The sequence below is a fragment of the Mucilaginibacter sp. MD40 genome, from assembly GCF_002288635.1.
GTDB lineage: Bacteria > Bacteroidota > Bacteroidia > Sphingobacteriales > Sphingobacteriaceae > Mucilaginibacter.
Map to the genome: position 1 here is coordinate 1,774,171 of NZ_NRSW01000001.1, position 17,930 is coordinate 1,792,100.

Annotated in this window: 16 protein-coding genes; 1 reads left to right on the top strand and 15 read right to left on the bottom strand. The window is 43.6% G+C overall.

Going from position 1 to position 17,930, the window contains the following annotated elements; all coding sequences use genetic code 11:
- Positions 1-3: 3 nt before the first annotated feature.
- From CKK33_RS08045 to ilvD, 10 genes are all read right to left on the bottom strand, one after another.
- Positions 4-1,170: a 2-isopropylmalate synthase gene (locus CKK33_RS08045; protein ID WP_095703608.1), complete on the bottom strand. Its 1,167-nt coding sequence runs from the start codon at positions 1,168-1,170 to the stop codon at positions 4-6.
- Between the two features lie 127 nt (positions 1,171-1,297).
- The gene (locus CKK33_RS08050) at positions 1,298-2,053 is read right to left on the bottom strand and encodes a class I SAM-dependent methyltransferase (RefSeq protein ID WP_095703609.1); all 756 of its coding nucleotides are present in this window, start codon (positions 2,051-2,053) and stop codon (positions 1,298-1,300) included.
- Between the two features lie 47 nt (positions 2,054-2,100).
- The gene (leuB, locus tag CKK33_RS08055) at positions 2,101-3,171 is read right to left on the bottom strand and encodes a 3-isopropylmalate dehydrogenase (protein ID WP_095705790.1); all 1,071 of its coding nucleotides are present in this window, start codon (positions 3,169-3,171) and stop codon (positions 2,101-2,103) included.
- Between the two features lie 8 nt (positions 3,172-3,179).
- A complete protein-coding gene (locus CKK33_RS08060; RefSeq protein WP_095703610.1) occupies positions 3,180-3,977 on the bottom strand; it encodes a methyltransferase domain-containing protein in 798 nt (265 codons plus the stop codon).
- Positions 3,978-4,020: 43 nt separating this feature from the next.
- On the bottom strand, positions 4,021-4,611 hold the full coding sequence (leuD, locus tag CKK33_RS08065) for a 3-isopropylmalate dehydratase small subunit (protein ID WP_095703611.1): 591 nt from the start codon (positions 4,609-4,611) through the stop codon (positions 4,021-4,023).
- A gap of 104 nt (positions 4,612-4,715) precedes the next feature.
- Positions 4,716-6,131: a 3-isopropylmalate dehydratase large subunit gene (gene leuC, locus CKK33_RS08070; RefSeq protein ID WP_095703612.1), complete on the bottom strand. Its 1,416-nt coding sequence runs from the start codon at positions 6,129-6,131 to the stop codon at positions 4,716-4,718.
- A gap of 161 nt (positions 6,132-6,292) precedes the next feature.
- Positions 6,293-7,351: a ketol-acid reductoisomerase gene (gene ilvC, locus CKK33_RS08075; RefSeq protein WP_095703613.1), complete on the bottom strand. Its 1,059-nt coding sequence runs from the start codon at positions 7,349-7,351 to the stop codon at positions 6,293-6,295.
- Positions 7,352-7,470: 119 nt separating this feature from the next.
- On the bottom strand, positions 7,471-8,076 hold the full coding sequence (ilvN, locus tag CKK33_RS08080; RefSeq protein WP_095703614.1) for an acetolactate synthase small subunit: 606 nt from the start codon (positions 8,074-8,076) through the stop codon (positions 7,471-7,473).
- 21 nt (positions 8,077-8,097) lie between these two features.
- Positions 8,098-9,849, bottom strand: coding sequence for a biosynthetic-type acetolactate synthase large subunit (gene ilvB / locus CKK33_RS08085; protein WP_095703615.1), 1,752 nt, complete (start codon positions 9,847-9,849; stop codon positions 8,098-8,100).
- Between the two features lie 85 nt (positions 9,850-9,934).
- Entirely contained in the window at positions 9,935-11,644 is a 1,710-nt protein-coding gene (ilvD, locus tag CKK33_RS08090; protein ID WP_095703616.1) for a dihydroxy-acid dehydratase, read from the bottom strand.
- A 997-nt stretch (positions 11,645-12,641) separates the two neighbouring features.
- Here ilvD and CKK33_RS08100 point away from each other — a divergent pair.
- Entirely contained in the window at positions 12,642-13,706 is a 1,065-nt protein-coding gene (locus CKK33_RS08100) for a phosphoadenosine phosphosulfate reductase family protein (RefSeq protein ID WP_095703618.1), read from the top strand.
- A gap of 56 nt (positions 13,707-13,762) precedes the next feature.
- Here the strand turns inward: CKK33_RS08100 and atpC are convergent, their stop codons facing one another.
- The 5 genes from atpC to CKK33_RS08125 form a co-directional block, all read right to left on the bottom strand.
- On the bottom strand, positions 13,763-14,008 hold the full coding sequence (gene atpC, locus CKK33_RS08105) for an ATP synthase F1 subunit epsilon (protein WP_095703619.1): 246 nt from the start codon (positions 14,006-14,008) through the stop codon (positions 13,763-13,765).
- A gap of 82 nt (positions 14,009-14,090) precedes the next feature.
- Positions 14,091-15,596 (bottom strand): F0F1 ATP synthase subunit beta, encoded by a 1,506-nt coding sequence (gene atpD / locus CKK33_RS08110; RefSeq protein WP_095703620.1) that lies wholly within the window; start codon positions 15,594-15,596, stop codon positions 14,091-14,093.
- Between the two features lie 192 nt (positions 15,597-15,788).
- Entirely contained in the window at positions 15,789-16,772 is a 984-nt protein-coding gene (locus CKK33_RS08115) for an NAD(P)H-quinone oxidoreductase (RefSeq protein ID WP_095703621.1), read from the bottom strand.
- A 42-nt stretch (positions 16,773-16,814) separates the two neighbouring features.
- Positions 16,815-17,555 carry a DUF2807 domain-containing protein gene (locus CKK33_RS08120; protein WP_095703622.1) on the bottom strand — a complete coding sequence of 247 codons (741 nt, stop codon included), beginning with the start codon at positions 17,553-17,555 and terminating at the stop codon, positions 16,815-16,817.
- Positions 17,552-17,929 (bottom strand): GntR family transcriptional regulator, encoded by a 378-nt coding sequence (locus tag CKK33_RS08125; RefSeq protein WP_095703623.1) that lies wholly within the window; start codon positions 17,927-17,929, stop codon positions 17,552-17,554. Before CKK33_RS08125 ends, CKK33_RS08120 begins: the two co-directional genes overlap by 4 nt.
- Position 17,930 lies beyond the last annotated feature (1 nt).

The following is a 17,930-nucleotide window of genomic DNA, read 5'->3' on the forward strand; positions in this document are numbered from 1 at the left end:
TACTTAGTTCTTTACCAGCCTGGCTGCCATTAAGCCTTGCAGGTCTTCATCATTTATGTCCAGTTTACTATCAGCAAGTGTTAAAAAACGCTGGTAAACTTCGTAAAGTTCGTCTTTATCTAATTTATGGCCTAATCTTTCCAGGTGGAATTTTAGGGCATGGCGGCCGCTGCGAGCCGTAAGCACAATACTTGCGCTTGGGAAACCAACGTCCTCAGGCTTAATGATCTCGTAGTTTTCGCGGTTTTTCAAAAATCCGTCCTGGTGAATGCCTGAGCTGTGTGCGAAAGCGTTTGCGCCTACAATAGCCTTGTTAGGCTGTACCGGCATACGCATCTGGCTGCTTACCATACGGCTCATTTCATAGAAGTTTTTGGCGTTGATATTAGTATACAAGCCCATTGAGGCATGGGTTTTTAAAACCATTACCACCTCTTCAATGGAGGTATTACCTGCACGTTCGCCAATGCCGTTAATGGTGCCTTCAATCTGGCGGGCACCGTTCTGTAAACCGGCTATAGAGTTAGCGGTAGCCAAACCCAAATCGTTATGGCAATGAACAGATATGATGGCTTTATCAATGTTCTTCACATTCTCTTTAAGGAACTTGATCTTAGCGCCATACTGGTCGGGCAGGCAATAGCCATTGGTATCGGGGATGTTTACCACTGTAGCACCCGCGGCTATAACAGCCTCAACCATTTGCGCCAGGAAAACCACATCCGCACGGCCTGCATCTTCGGCGTAAAACTCAATATCTTCTACTGCCTTTTTGGCGTATTTAACGGCTTCAACCGCACGCTCCAGGATATCCTCGCGGGTGCTGTTGAATTTATGTTTAATGTGCTGGTCTGATGAGCCAATCCCGGTATGGATACGCGGATGTTTGGCGTATTTAAGAGCTTCTATAGCGGCATCAATATCACCTTTGTTGGCACGGGTTAGCGCACAAACAGTAGGGGCGGATACCGCTTTAGAGATCTCTACAACACTCTGGAAATCGCCCGGACTTGACACCGGGAAACCTGCCTCAATAATATCCACGCCAAGCGTTTCCAGCTCGCGGGCTATTTCTATCTTTTCCGGGGTTGTTAACTGGCAACCCGGTACCTGCTCGCCATCGCGAAGCGTGGTGTCAAAAACGTAAACGCGGTTTGGATCGTGTAACATATTTTTCCTTTTAGTAATTAGTAGTTAGTATCAAGTATCAAGACTCGATGTATTCTATTTTAATAAAGCTAAGTTTAGCATCAGATGCAAGATGTATTTTGTCTTGCTACTTGATACTATATACTTGCTATTCTTTAACAGCTGTAAATCTTAATCGCACGTAATCTGCGTACCATTGGCCGTTCTCATTGTAATGCGGCTCAAGTAGTTCCGTAACTTCCGTAAGCATTTGCTGCTTTTCTTCTTCGGGAATGCCAACCAGGTACAAAGGCGCAAACATGGTTATCCACTTAGCTACTCCCTGGTCGCCATCCTGCAGTGGTGTTTTACGATCAAAATGCGCCGCAAACGTAACCCTGAAACCTTGTGCCTCCAACCTGCTGGTATATTCACTTAACGATGGGAAATACCAGACCTCGGTCTTTGCCTGCTTATGATAGCCATGGTTAACGAGCACTTGTTTGGTAGCTGCTATCAGTTTAGCTACGTTGCCTTTGCCGCCCATTTCGGCTACAAAGCGGCCGCCGGGCTTAAGTGAATCATAAACGCTTTTGATCACAGCATCCGCATTGCGGATCCAGTGAAGCGTAGCGTTTGAAAACACAGCATCAAACTTTTCATCGAAATGAAAATCGGCCCCATCAGCCACAAAGAAATCTACATTACCATAGGTTTCACGTGCTTTCTTCACCATCTCGGGCGATGAATCAATACCGGTTGCTACCGCGCCCAATTTTTGTATCTCATTGGTTAAATGTCCGGTGCCACAACCCAGGTCAAGGATATGCTCGCCGGGTTTAACGTTAAGCATTTCCAAAACACTCTCGCCGTATTGAAATACGAAAGCATGTTTGTTATCATATAATTCAGCGTTCCACTTCATAAACTTCGTTTAGTCCATGGTCCATGGTCTATAGTCCATGGACTCTTTTACAAATACTCCAGCACTTTTTGCCCCATGGCTTTGGTGCCTAATATTTTTGCTTTATCGGTATGGGCATCGGCGATGTCGCCGGTGCGGTAACCATCTTTTAATGTTTTGTCGATAGCGTCGGTTATCTTTTTGGCTTCTTCTTTAAGGCCGAAGCTGATTTCCAGCATCAGGGCTACCGATAGGATAGAGGCAAGCGGGTTAGCCTTGTCCTGACCGGCAATATCATGCGCTGAACCATGAATAGGCTCAAAGAAGCCAGTGCCATCACCAACCGAAGCTGATGCCAGCATACCCATAGAACCTGCTATCTGCGATGCCTCATCAGTTAGGATATCACCAAAAAGATTGGCGGTTAATACCACATCAAACTTCTTAGGGTTTTTAACCAGTTGCATTGCCGCGTTATCGATGAACATGTGCTCGGTTTCCACATCAGGATATTGTTTGGCAATTTCCTGTACTACCTCGCGCCACAGGCGTGATGCTTCCAAAACGTTAGCTTTATCAACAGAACATAAACGTTTGCCGCGCACACGTGCTGCTTCATATGCTTTGATGGCGATACGCTCAACTTCGTAGCGTGAATAGATCATAAGGTCAGAAGCTGTATTGCGGTCTTCGCTGCGTTTTTTCTCGCCGAAGTAAACGTCACCCGTTAGTTCGCGGAAGAAAAGAATGTCAGTACCGCGCAGTATCTCCGGTTTCAGGCTTGATGCATCTAAAAGTTCATCAAACAGCATAATAGGGCGGAGGTTGGCATACAAGCCCAATTCCTTACGTATCTTTAATAAACCCTGCTCCGGACGAACCTTCGCCGATGGATCATTATCATATTTGATATGGCCGATAGCGCCGAACAAGATGGCATCACTTGCCTTTGCTTTTTCAAGCGTTTCATCAGGCAGCGGGCTACCGGTAGCCTCAATACCTGCGTGGCCCATCAGCGCCTCGTCAAACGTAAACTCGTGGCCATAGTCGTGGCCAATTTTTTCTAAAACCGCTTTACCCCAAGTCGTTACCTCGGAGCCAATACCATCGCCCGGTATTACTAATATGTGTTTTTTAATTCCCATTACTAATTATTCGTTCCCCGCACTTCTTTAAGTTTCATTACCATTTGTTGTGCGTGAGTTGATATCCAATTGTTGTAATCTTCGATTGCTTTAAGGCGGTCATCGTTGCTGATGTAGCCTTCATTAACTATCTGGTCCATTTGCGCAACAGACGACCAAATGCCTGCCTTGTGCTCAAAATTGGCATCGCCTTTTTTATAAACCTCGTTTGCGTCAAGTACCTCAATATCCTGTAAGCCTGCTTGCTTAAAAAGTTCCTGTAAGCTATCAGCCATTCTATTATCCATGCCGGCGTCAGAGCGCCATCTAAGGAAGGTGGCATAAAACTTCCGCATACTTACAGGCGGTTCCGGCTGCCATTCCAGTACCTCGTGATTATAATCGAGGATGGATAGTGTTCCACCTGGTTGCAACAAGCTCTTCAGCTTGTTTACTGCACGTTGCGGATCGCTTAACCATTGAAAAGTACGCGCACTTACAATAAGGTCGAATTTCTCTTCCGGCTCGTAAGTGTACAGGTCAGCGTGATGCAATTCGAGATTTTCTGTGTCAGCGTAAGTTTTCCTACCGCTTTCAATAAAGTATTCGGTATTATCAATGCCAATAACCTTACCCGTTGGCCCAATAAGCCTTGCAATATCTTTTGATATTGCACCCGTACCGCAACCCACATCCAACACGCGTAGCCCCTGTTTTAGCAGCGGCTGCAAAGTGGCGTAATCAGCCGCTAAACTGCGCTCATCGAACAGTTTTGCAGTACCTTTGCCTTCGCGTTGTATCTCTTTTGGGTTAGTTGTCATTGGTTCATTGAGTCATTGCCTTTTAGCTTTAACCTATCGCCTTTTACCTTACATCTTCAAACTCTTCTATTTTATTTTTTTGGCTCAGGATGTAATCGATATCATCATAGCCGTTTATCATACAGGCTTTTTTGTAAGGGTTAACCTCGAAGGTTTCCTGCTCGCCGGTGGCAGAGATCTTGATATACTGATTTTCAAGATCGATCTCCACTTCAGCGGTGTGATCTGCAGCTACTGCATCAAAGATCTTTTGTAGGAAGTCGTCGCTTACTTGTACCGGAAGCAAGCCGTTGTTAAGAGCGTTGCCTTTAAAAATATCAGCAAAGAAGCTGCTTACTACGGCGTCAAAGCCATAATCTGCAATAGCCCAGGCAGCATGCTCACGACTGCTACCACAACCGAAGTTTTTGCCGGCTACCAATACCTTACCACTGTAAGTGGGGTTGTTCAGCACGAAGTCAGGTTTTGGGTGGTCGTTCTCATCGAAGCGCCAGTCGCGGAATAGGTTATTACCGAAGCCTTCTCGGGTAGTGGCCTTTAAAAAACGGGCCGGGATGATCTGGTCTGTATCGATGTTCTCGATAGCCAGCGGCACCACGGGTGTTTGTATGTGTTTGAATATTTTAGTCGCCATTGTTGTTTTTCGTTTGTGTCATTGCGAGCGATAGCGTGGCAATCTTAGCATATCCAATAGGATTGTCCTTTGAGATTGCTTCGTGCCTCGCAATGACACGTGGTTTATACCAACTCCTCCTCTTTCAAAAACTCCCTTATATCCGTCACTCTACCTGTAATGGCACTTGCCGCTGCGGTTAGCGGGCTGGCCAGGAAGGTGCGGCTATTAGGGCCTTGTCTGCCTTCAAAGTTTCTGTTTGAAGTAGATACACAGTATTTACCTGCTGGTATCTTATCCTCGTTCATACCCAAACAGGCACTGCATCCAGGTTCGCGCAGCGGGAAGCCTGCTTCGTTAAAGATCTTGTCCAAGCCTTCGCGGATGGCTTGCTCCTGTACTTGTTTTGAGCCGGGGACAACCCATACGGTAACGTTATCTGCCTTGTGTTTACCTTTTACAAATTCGGCAACCTGGCGCAGGTCTTCTATACGTGAATTGGTACAGCTGCCGATGAATACGTAATCGATAGGTTTGCCTAACAATTGCTCATCATCATGCAGCCCCATGTAATCCAAAGCTTTTTTGTATGATACCTGCTCTTTTACGTCAAAAGAAGCCGTTTCCGGCACGTGTTGGGTTACACCGATGCCCATACCAGGGTTAGTACCATAGGTGATCATCGGTTCGATATCTTCTGCGCGGAAGCTTAGCACGCTATCAAACTCGGCATCCGCATCAGAATACAGCGTTTGCCAGTAAGCAACTGCTTTATCCCACTCTTCGCCTTTTGGTGCAAATTCGCGACCTTTAACGTAGTTGATGGTGGTTTCGTCAGGAGCGATCAAGCCGCAACGGGCACCCATTTCGATGCTCATGTTGCAGATAGTCATGCGGCCTTCCATGCTTAGCGAACGGATGGTGTCGCCGGCGTACTCAACGGCATAGCCCGTACCGCCTGCGGCAGAAATTTGGGCAATGATGTAAAGGATGATATCCTTTGCACCAACACCTTTTTGCAGTTTACCGTTCACTTCAATTTTCATTCGCTTAGGGCGCGATTGCAGCAGGCATTGGGTGGCCAAAACCTGTTCAACCTGCGATGTGCCTATCCCAAACGCAATGGCACCAAAGGCACCGTGTGTAGAGGTATGGCTGTCGCCGCAAACGTAAGTGCCGCCGGGGCGGGTAATGCCCAGTTCAGGGCCTATAACATGGACGATACCCTGGTAAGGATGCCCCAGACCGTAAAGCTCGATGCCGAACTCTTTACAATTTTTGGTAAGCATATCTACCTGGTATCGGGAAAGTTCTTCTTTAATGGGGAGGTGCTGGTCCCAGGTGGGGACGTTGTGGTCGGCTGTGGCAACGGTTTGTTGCGGCCTAAAAACCGGTAACCCTCTCTTACGCAAACCATCAAATGCCTGCGGACTGGTTACCTCGTGAATAAAGTGCGTGTCGATGTACAAGATATCCGGGAAGCCTTCAGCGCTACTGACGACGTGCGCATCCCAGATCTTATCAAATAATGTTTGTCCCATGTTTTTTATTTTTATAAAAATATGTCATTGCGAGGAACGAAGCAATCTCAGAAAACAATCCTGTTGGATATGCCGAGATTGCCACGCTATCGCTCGCAATGACATGGTGGTTTGGCTTTTGATAATCGGCTTTAGCCTTTTACCTTTAAGCTTTAACCTTATTACGCTTCTACAGCCTGGTTCTCAGGGCGTAAGCTGCGTACGGTTTTACCCGCTTGCCACATTTCGCTTTCGCGTAATTCACGTAATTCTTCGTTCAATTTCTCGCGGTAATCAGGCTGGCTGTTTGAGTCGATAGAACGCTGAGATTCTTTACCGGTAGCTACGCTATCGTATAGTTTCTCAAAAACCGGTTTAGTAGCATCGCGGAACTCTTTCCACCAGTCTAACGCACCGCGTTGTGCAGTGGTAGAACAGTTTGCATACATCCAGTCCATACCATTCTCCGCTACTAATGGCATTAATGATTGGGTTAACTCTTCAACGGTTTCATTGAAAGCTTCAGAAGGTGAGTGGCCTTTGCTGCGTAATACATCGTACTGTGCTGCGAAGATACCCTGCACACAACCCATTAAAGTGCCACGCTCGCCGGTAAGGTCGCTGTATACTTCTTTTTTGAAATCGGTTTCGAAAAGGTAACCGCTGCCTACTGCAATACCTAATGCAATAACACGCTCCTGAGCTTTACCTGTAGCATCCTGGAAGATAGCGTAGCTTGAGTTTAAGCCACGGCCTTGCAGGAACATGCGGCGTAACGAGGTACCTGAACCTTTTGGCGCAACCAGAAATACATCCACATCAGCAGGAGGGATAATGCCGGTTTGCTCTTTAAAAGTGATACCGAAACCGTGAGAGAAATAAAGCGCTTTACCCGGGGTTAAGTGCTTTTTAACAGTTGGCCAAAGTTCAATCTGGGCAGCATCGCTAAGCAGGTAGCAAATGATGGTACCGCGCTCTAAAGCTTCTTCAATTTCAAAAAGGGTTTCGCCCGGCACAAAGCCATCGCTTACCGCTTTATCCCATGATTTTGAATCTTTACGCTGACCAACAATAACGTTAATACCGTTATCTTTTTGGTTTAGCGCCTGGCCAGGGCCTTGTACACCATAACCAATTACGGCTACGGTTTCATTTTTTAATACTTCCTGAGCTTTTGCTAAAGGAAACTCCTCGCGGGTTACTACATTCTCTTCAGTACCGCCGAAATTTAGTTTTGCCATTTTTTTGTTTTTACTTGATTACACCGATGTGGTTTAATGATTACACCGATGGTAGTTTTATAGTTCGTTTGTAATTAGTTACTTTTTATTCTACTCCCTCTTCAGGGGGCTGGGGGGCTTTACATCGTAAACACCTTTTGTCCCTGGTTGAGGTATTCGTTTTCTATCACCTCTTCGCCCGGTTCAAGGCGCTCAAATTCGCGCAGCTTGCTGTTGAAGCCTTCGCTGTCTTTAATGATGGCTACACGGGCACTGCGTACAAATTCGATCAGTCCGTAGGGCTGAAGGATCTTGATCAGGTTATCGGTTTCCTCACGGTGGCCGGTTGCCTCAAATACAGTATAATCTTTACGGATGGTTACCGCACGTGCGCCATTTTCGCGCAACAAACGCTCAACACTTACTTTCTCCGCGATGACATCTGTAGACACCTTGTAAAGCGCTAATTCCTGCCAAACTACATCGGCATTGGTATGATAGTACACTTTTAATACTTCTACTTGCTTCTCTATCTGGCGGGTGAGCTTGCGCACTACTTCTTCCGATTCAGTGATCACAATATTAAAACGGTGAATACTATCGATCTCTGATGGAGAAGTGTTTAAACTGTCGATATTTATTTTTCTGCGGGTAAATATAATAGCTATCCGGTTTAATAAACCTATCTGGTTTTCAGTATAAACCGTGATGTTAAATTCCTGCTTATCAGTTTCCTGGATTTCCATTGTCTTTAGTTTATGGATTACTTATTTTAACCTGATCTCTGCTACGCTGCAACCTTGCGGTACCATCGGGAAAACGTTGTTCTCTTTTGTGACAAATACTTCTAAAAGGAACGAGCCATCATGTGCCAGCATTTCTTTTAAGGAACCTTCCAGTTCGCTGCGGTCTGATATTGATTTACCGGCAATGCCATATCCTTTCGCAACGGTCACAAAATCGGGGCTTTGTATATCCACAAAAGAATAACGACGCTGGTTAAATAGCTCCTGCCACTGGCGCACCATACCCAGGAACCTATTGTTAAGGATAACGATCTTGACATTAACGCCCGTCTGCATAATGGTACCCAATTCCTGCAAAGTCATTTGGAAACCACCATCGCCAATAATAGCGATTACATCGCGCTGTTGCGCACCGAATTTGGCACCAATAGCGGCTGGAAGGGCAAATCCCATGGTACCTAAGCCACCGCTGGTAACATTACTGCGTGTTTTGTTGAATTTAGCGTAACGACAAGCTACCATTTGGTGCTGGCCTACGTCGGTAACGATAACTGCATCGCCGTTGGTCAATTCGTTAAGGTGTTTGATCACCTCACCCATGGTCATTTCTTCTGTTGATGGGTTCAGTTCTTCATGAATAACCTGTTCAACTTCCTTGCGGGTATATTCATTGAAGGTATTCAACCACTCTGTATACTGGCGTTGTTCAACCAGTTGAGTCAGCATAGGGATAGTTTCTTTACAATCTCCCCAAACCGGTACGGTTGATTTTACATTCTTGTCGATCTCGGCAGGATCAATATCCAGGTGAATTACCTTTGCCTGCTTAGCATACTTGTCTAAACGACCTGTTACACGGTCGTCAAAACGCATACCGATGGCGATGAGTACGTCACACTCGTTAGTTAACACGTTAGGGCCATAATTACCATGCATACCCAACATGCCCACATTCTGCGGATGATCTGTTGGGATAGCGCCTGCTCCAAGGATGGTCCATGCTGCCGGGATACCGCTCTTTTCAACAAAAGCTTTAAACTCTTTTTCGGCACTGCCTAATATCACACCTTGCCCCCAAATAATGAATGGTTTTTTGGCGTTATTGATCAGCTCTGCAGCTTGCTGTATGTATTGCGGCCTAACGATAGGTTTTGGCCTATAGCTGCGGATATGGTTGCAAGGGGTGTAGCCCTCAAACTGAAATTTCTGTATCTGTGCGTTCTTAGTAATATCTATCAGCACCGGGCCTGGGCGACCGCTGCGCGCAATGTAAAACGCTTTAGCAATCACTTCGGGGATTTCGGTGGCATCCGTAACCTGGTAGTTCCATTTGGTGATAGGGGTGGTGATATTGATCACATCCGTTTCCTGGAAGGCATCGGTACCTAAAAGGTGCGCAAATACCTGCCCGGTGATGCAAACCAATGGCGTGCTATCTATCTGTGCATCGGCAAGGCCGGTAACCAGGTTAGTTGCGCCGGGGCCACTGGTGGCAAACACAACGCCCACTTTGCCGGAGGTACGTGCGTAGCCCTGGCCGGCATGGATGCCGCCCTGCTCATGGCGGACCAGGATGTGGTTCAGTTTTTCGCTGTAGTCGTAAAGTGCATCATAAATGGGCATAATTGCACCACCCGGATAACCAAAAATGGTATCCACACCTTCAACTATCAGTGCCTCTAATAAAGCCTCAGAACCTGATAATTCCTTTGAAACAGGCTGCGTTGCTGCAGCGGTTTCGCCGATCTCCTGTGTGATTGTTTGTGTTTCCATTTGTGAACTTAGATTACACCGATGCTTTTTATGATTGCACCGGTTTTATTCTGTTAATTCTTAAATTCTTTAATTCGGGTTCAGACTATAATTCGTCTGTTACGCAACCTTCTGCTGCGTTACTTACCGTTTTTGCGTATCTGTATAAAAGCCCTTTGCTTACCTTTAATGGTGGCTGGGTCCAGGCAGCTTTACGGGCAGCCAGTTCCTCGTCGGATATTTTCAGGTTGATGCTGTTGGTGGTAGCGTCTATCTCTATCAGGTCGTCATCTTTAACTAAGCCGATAACACCACCTTTGTAAGCCTCCGGTGTAATATGGCCTACCACAAAACCGTGTGTGCCACCACTAAATCTACCATCTGTTATCAGCGCTACTGAAGCTCCTAAACCGGCACCGTATATAGCAGATGTTGGTTTTAACATCTCGGGCATACCAGGCGCACCAACAGGTCCAACGTTGCGGATAACTACCACATCGCCAGCTTTAACACGGCCATTCGTAATACCGTCTATCAGATCAAATTCCCCATCGAACGTGCGGGCGGGGCCAGAGAAACGCTCACCTTCCTTGCCACTGATCTTGGCTACGCTGCCGCCTTCGGCAAGGTTTCCGTAAAGGATTTGCAAGTGACCGGTGGCTTTAACCGGTTTCTCAACCGGCCAGATAATATCCTGCTTGCTGAAATCTAAACCAGGCAGATCGGCTAAGTTTTCGGCAATGGTTTTACCGGTAACCGTTAGGCAGTCGCCATGTAACCAACCTTGTTCTAAACAGTATTTCATTACGGCAGGTACACCACCAACAGCGTGCAGGTCGGTCATCATGTATTTGCCGCTCGGCTTCATATCCGCTAAAACCGGTATCCGGTCGCTAATAGCCTGGAAATCATCCTGAGTAACCTTTACACCAACGCTTTTAGCCATGGCTATCATGTGTAGAACAGCATTTGTGCTACCACCTAAAACCATAATTACCACCATAGCATTTTCAAATGCCTGGCGGGTCATGATATCGCTTGGTTTAATATCTTTCTCTAACAGTACGCGGATGGCTTTACCTGCCGCCAAACACTCGGCTTTCTTTTCATCGCTTAAAGCAGGATTACTTGATGAATAAGGTAAGCTCATGCCTAACGCTTCGATTGCGGCAGCCATAGTATTGGCAGTATAAACACCACCGCAAGCACCTGCGCTTGGGCAGGCGTTTTTTATCACACCCATGAAATCTTCAGGGGTGATAGTTCCTGCTATCTTTTTACCTAATGCTTCAAAGGCCGATACGATATTCAGGTCTTCGCCTTTCCAATGGCCGGGATGGATGGTGCCACCGTATACCATGATCGAAGGGCGGTTTAAACGGCCCATCGCGATAATCGAACCCGGCATGTTTTTATCACAACCCGGCAGGGCGATCAAACCGTCATAATACTGCGCACCGGTAATGGCTTCAATAGAATCGGCAATAACATCACGACTGATCAACGAATAACGCATACCCGGTGTGCCGTTACCCATGCCATCGCTAACGCCGATGGTGTTAAATATCAGGCCAACCATATCATTATCCCAAACACCCTGTTTAACCAATTGGGCCAGATCATTAAGGTGCATATTACAGGTATTACCATCATAACCCATGCTGGCAACACCCACCTGCGCCTTTTTCATATCCTCATCGGTTAAGCCAATGCCGTAAAGCATGGCTTGGGCTGCGGGTTGGGTAGGGTCTTGCGTAAAAGTTTTGCTGTATTTGTTTAATTCTACAGCGTTTGTGTTATCCTGTTGCGAACTCATATTATCTATTCGGCAGTGTGCCTTAAGCGTTTAATTTAGTAGCCCGTTTAACAGGGCGTTTTTCATTTCTGTAAGTTAGGGATAGGGCTTTTTAAACACAATAGCGCAAAAAATATTTTTTAATTTAGAATATAATTCTGTTTTATTTTATTTAATTATTATTTATTCTTAAAATTAATAAATAAATGGAATATAATTCTTTAATGCCTATACCAAAATTCAAAACGGTATTCGGTATGTATTTTATGCTTGCATAATAAAGTTTCAAAATTCGGCGTGAAATGGATAGGAGAATAAATTTTTTTTATAGAAACAGATTCAAGAGTAGCAGTTATTTATAACTTTATTAATCTAAATTATATCGCAATGGAGCAGTCTACTCTAAAGCTTTTTCGGATAACAATACCTGGATTGATTTCGATTGCTGTTTTTTTGATTTTTTTCAGCACAATAAAAAAGACAGAAATTTTGAACTTGAAACTTATAGATTATACTTATATAAGTTTTATAGCCTTGATTATCGGAACCATTTATCACTTATTAGAAGTTAGAAATTTAATAACAAATTTTTCTCATAAAAGAATAGACCTAAACATTAAGCATAATATTATAAATCTTTATATAGGAACGTTAACAAACAATCAACAGCAATATTTATATCAAAAGAATAGGTTAAAAAATATATTTTATAAGATTGTTGACAATGATGAATCATTGAAAAGAAAAGGATCACTCGTCTATTTTAATGGTTTGCTTTGGACATCTACGGCCGATTTATTTATAATCTCAGGATTTGGATCTGTAATCTTTTTGCTTTCAAGCGTTCATTTTATTTACGTTAAAAGCGTCTTTCTTAATTGGTCTTTAATAATGCTAATTACAGCTTTCTCCGCCCTTTTTTTTCATATCATTGCATATTATAAGCATATAAACTTATCTAATGACCAGATAGAGTACATAGAAACGCATTGCATTGTACAATTAAATCAAATAACCAATGACGTTTTGCACCAAATGCCTTAATCCGATATCTGAAAAAGATTCGCTAACTATTGAGCTAATTAAAGAGGAATACAAGAAAGACAATATCCCTTGGTATATAGGTTACAGTGGTGGTAAGGATTCGTCAGCACTTTTATCTTTAGTAATTAATGCACTATATTTAATTGATGATTATTTACGCCCTATTATAGTTATATATTGCGATACAGGCGTTGAAAATCCAATAATAACTAATTACGTGTATGAAACTTTTAATTTGCTGAAAATTGAATGTCAAAACTTGAAAATTCCGATCGATTTTAAAATCGTTAAGCCTAATTTAAAAGACCGATTTTTCGTGAAAGTAATAGGCAAAGGATATCCAACCCCCACAAATATTTTTAGATGGTGTACAAAATCACTAAGAATTAATCCTGTAAAAAAAGTTATACACAAAAATAAGAAAGCGTATGTTTTACTGGGTGTTAGAGAAGGGGAAAGTGTTGAAAGGGATAGAACAATTGGGAAACATAGATTAAATAAAGATTTTTATTTGAGGCAAAGTAGTTCAAAAGTTACAACAATTTTCGCACCGATTATCAATTATTCCTTACAAGATGTGTGGGCGACTCTAAAATTTAAACAGTTTCCAAAAAGCATTAGCCATGAAAAGATCGGTCAACTATATAAAGATGCTGGAGCAGAATGTCCTGTCTACCGCGAATCGAAAGGCACGCCATGTGGGAAAGGTAGATTTGGCTGTTGGACATGCACTGTTGTAAGAAAGGATAAATCAGTAGAAAACCTTATCGAAAATGGTTACAATGAATTAGGCCCATATTTTTTATTTAGAAATTGGATTGCAGAATTCAGAGATAATAAAGAATACCGATGTAAAAAAAGGCGAAATGGTAAAGTCGGTTTGGGACCTATAACTTTAAGAGGCAGACGAATAATTTTAGATAAATTATTAGAACTTCAAAAAGAAACGGAATCGAATATTATTGATACAGACGAGCTCAATTTAATCTATTCCTACTGGAAGGAAGATTCTGAAAATACAATGTATTTCGAAAGCTAAACAAAAACGCCCGGACAAACTGCCCGGGCGTTTTTGTTTATAGAAAAGTTTTTTAATTACTTGTGTATAATGCCTTCGGCTAAAACGGTTACTTTATTGTTTAAAGCCTCAACTACACCACCCTTAATAAAGAACACTTCTTCGGTAGCACCTTTTACGGTTAGCTTACCATCGTTTAAAGTAGATATGATAGGCGCATGGTTATTTAGTATTTCAAAAAAACCTAAATTGCCAGGCAGCGTAACCGATTTGGCTTCGCCTTCAAATACTTTTTTATCGGGTGTAAGAATTTCTAATGTCATGTCTTGTTAGATTCAAGAGTCAAGAATCAAGCTGTAAGATATTTCTCTGTTCTTGTTTCTTGGCTCTTATTTCTTGTATCTATTACGCGTTTGCTTCAGCTAAAATTTTCTTGCCTTTTTCAATAGCATCTTCTATGCTACCTACCAGGTTAAATGCTGATTCAGGATATTCGTCAACTTCACCATCCATGATCATATTGAAACCTTTGATGGTATCTTTAATATCAACCAATACACCTTTTAAACCGGTGAACTGCTCAGCAACGTGGAATGGCTGAGAAAGGAAACGTTGAACACGGCGAGCGCGTGATACTGTTAATTTATCTTCTTCAGAAAGCTCATCCATACCTAAAATAGCGATGATGTCCTGTAGCTCTTTGTAACGCTGAAGGATCTCTTTAACACGTTGTGCAGTGTTGTAGTGCTCATCACCTAATACTGCAGGGCTAAGGATACGTGAGGTTGAATCCAGAGGGTCAACCGCAGGATAGATACCTAACTCAGCAATTTTACGTGAAAGTACGGTAGTAGCATCCAAGTGGGCGAAGGTTGTAGCCGGCGCAGGGTCGGTCAAGTCATCCGCAGGTACGTATACCGCCTGTACCGAAGTAATTGAACCACGTTTAGTTGAGGTGATACGCTCTTGCATGGTACCCATCTCTGTTGCCAAAGTTGGCTGGTAACCTACCGCCGATGGCATACGGCCCAATAGTGCCGATACCTCAGAACCTGCCTGGGTAAAGCGGAAAATGTTGTCGATAAAGAATAATATATCGCGGCCTTTACCATCTTCGTCACCATCGCGGAAATACTCAGCGATAGTAAGACCTGACAATGCCACACGTGCACGTGCACCCGGCGGCTCGTTCATCTGGCCGAAAACGAAGGTTGCTTTTGAATCTTTAAGGGCTTCAGTATCAATTTTAGTTAAATCCCAGCCGCCTTCTTCCATTGAGTGCATAAACGCATCACCGTATTTGATAATGCCTGATTCAAGCATCTCACGAAGTAAGTCGTTACCTTCACGGGTACGCTCACCTACACCGGCAAATACTGATAAACCTGCATATGCTTTAGCGATGTTGTTGATCAGCTCCTGGATCAATACTGTTTTACCTACACCAGCACCACCGAATAAACCAATTTTACCGCCTTTAGCATAAGGTTCTAAAAGGTCGATAACTTTAATACCGGTGAATAGTACTTCAGTTTCGGTTGATAGGTCCTCAAAACGAGGAGGTGTAGCGTGGATAGCGCGGCCGTTGGTTTTATCAAGGTTTGGAATACCATCAATAGCGTCGCCAACTACGTTAAATACGCGGCCTTTGATGTTATCGCCAATAGGCATTTTAATCGCAGCTTCGGTATCTAAAACCGGCATTCCGCGTAATAAACCATCAGTTGAGTCCATCGCAATAGCACGTACGCGATCTTCACCTAAATGTTGTTGTACTTCTAAAACAACTTTCTGACCGTTCTCTTTTGTGATCTCAAGAGCGTCATAAATTTTAGGAAGATGTGCATCATCAGCAAAGCTAACGTCCACTACCGGACCAATGATCCTTGATATTTTTCCAATGTTTGGCATATATAACCTGGTATTTTAAAGAATTTAAAATGAAACAGATAGTGTTTATACTAAGCACTGCTATTTCAGAGGCGCAAAGTTAAGGTTTATTGGCAAAATAATAAACACTTGTGTGAACTTTTTATTGCCTTGTAGCCAATGGTTTGCACAAGGGCTTGTAACAGGTATTTTACAGCGGTTTACCTTTAGCGATTAAGCCCACTTGATCACAATTTTGCCCATGTGTGTACTATCTTCCATCAGTTGATGTGCCGCGGCGGCGTCAGTTGGTGTGAATGTTTTGAAGATGACCGGTTTAATTTCCCCGGCTGTTAGCAGCGGCCATATATGCTGTTTAAGACTGGCAGCGATAGCGGTTTTAAAGGCAACATCGCGGTTGCGGAGGGTTGAGCCAGTAACGGTTAATCGCTTGCGCATGACGAGGGAAAGGTCTACCGCAACATCTTTACCTTTCATGGTATTGATCAATACCAGGCGGCCATCTTCTGCCAGTATCTGCAGGTTTTGTTCCGTGTAATCGCCGCCAACCATATCCAGTATCACATTTACACCATTGCCACCGGTGAGTTCTTTTATCCGTTCCGCAAAATTTTCTGTTTTGTAATTGATGGCTTTTACCGCGCCTAATTGTTCACAAAAGCGGCATTTTTCTTCGCTGCCTGCAGTAACATAAACCGTGCTGCCGAGCGCGTTGGCCATTTGGATGGCGGTAACACCAATACCACTGCTGCCGCCATGTACTAACAGGGTTTCTCCGGGTTGCAACCCACCACGGTCAAAAACGTTGCTCCAAACGGTAAAGAAAGTTTCGGGCAATGATGCTGCCTCTTCAAAAGTAATATTGCCGGGGATGGGTAAGCATTGGTCCTCGGGTGCTGCGCAGTATTCGGCATAGCCACCACCGCTTACCAGGGCGCAAACTTTATCACCAACTTTAAATCGGGTAATGTCTTGTCCTATTTGAGTTATTTCGCCGGCTATCTCTAACCCGGGTATATCAGCCGAAGCGCCCGGCGGGGCGGGGTAGTTGCCTTTGCGTTGCGCAACATCTGGCCGGTTAATACCCGATGCCTTTACCTTTACCAGCACTTCATTATCCTTTATAATGGGTAACGGTCGCTCCTGCAACTGCAAAACATCTGGTGCGCCGGGTTGGGTAATTACGATGGCTTTCATGGTTTGGTAAACGTTTAGGGCTACCGTCTGGTTTTGAATGTGCTACTTATGCATTGCTTTAACTGATTTGCCTGAAAGGATAATAGCTGCACTGTCGGCAATATCCAAATTAAGTTTATTAGCATAGCCATGGCCTATATCTAATATCGTATAGTCTTTTAATTTGGCATTCACATACCCAAATTGCATGTTTTTACTGCCCTTTAATTCCGGCGACATTTCAAACATTACTTGGCTCGAATCGGCCTGTGTTACGTTGAGCGTATCAAATCGGTAATTATAACTTTCTACTTCCAGTCTTGATTTCCCTTTCAGGTTTATGCTGATGTTAGGCTGTCGCAAACCCTCTATTTCAAAATTGGTATTGCTGCCATCAATGGCAAGCAATTGTGGGGCAAACAATCGCACTAATACGGTCCGGCTCATCCAGTCGCGTTCGTTAAGGTTTTTATATTTATTAGGGAATACCAGGTGCAGCGTATCATTTTTTACAAAAGTTTTAAATGTTACCCCTTTTTCATATTCGCGCCAATCGTTAAAAACCCTTACAGATGCTTTCTTATTTTGCTCAAATATAATATTGGTAATGTTGCCGCCATCTATTTTGAGGTACTTATAAGGTTCCGAAAATACCGTGTTATAATTCCAGTAAAGATCAGTTTTATCTATTTTATTATAAACGTTTTTCATTGCCGCGTTGGCTACAAAAACTCCAGCAAGGAGTATGGCTAACAAAGTATACAGTATGCTATTGCTTATTTTATATCTGTAATTATTTTTCATGATTCTTTAAAATTTTGATCAATAAAATCCTCGTATCGTTGTGTTATTTCGCTTGTTGAAAGGTTAAGGAGATACATGTTTCTGAATAACAGCGGTAATTCGTTTTTTATAAACTGTTCTTTCCTCAGTTTAATCACCTTATCTATCGCGTTCTCATCGGCAAAGTAACCCACGCCACGCTTGTTAATAATAATTTCCTGCTGTTGTAAAAAATCATAAGCGCGCTGAACGGTATTTGGGTTAACCTCCATCATTACGGCCAGGTCGCGTATGCTCAGGATCTTATTTGCCGGCAGCCATTTTTTTAGCAGGAGCTGGTCGCAAACATATTCGGCTATTTGTAAGTATATTGGTTGGTTATCTCTAAAATCCATT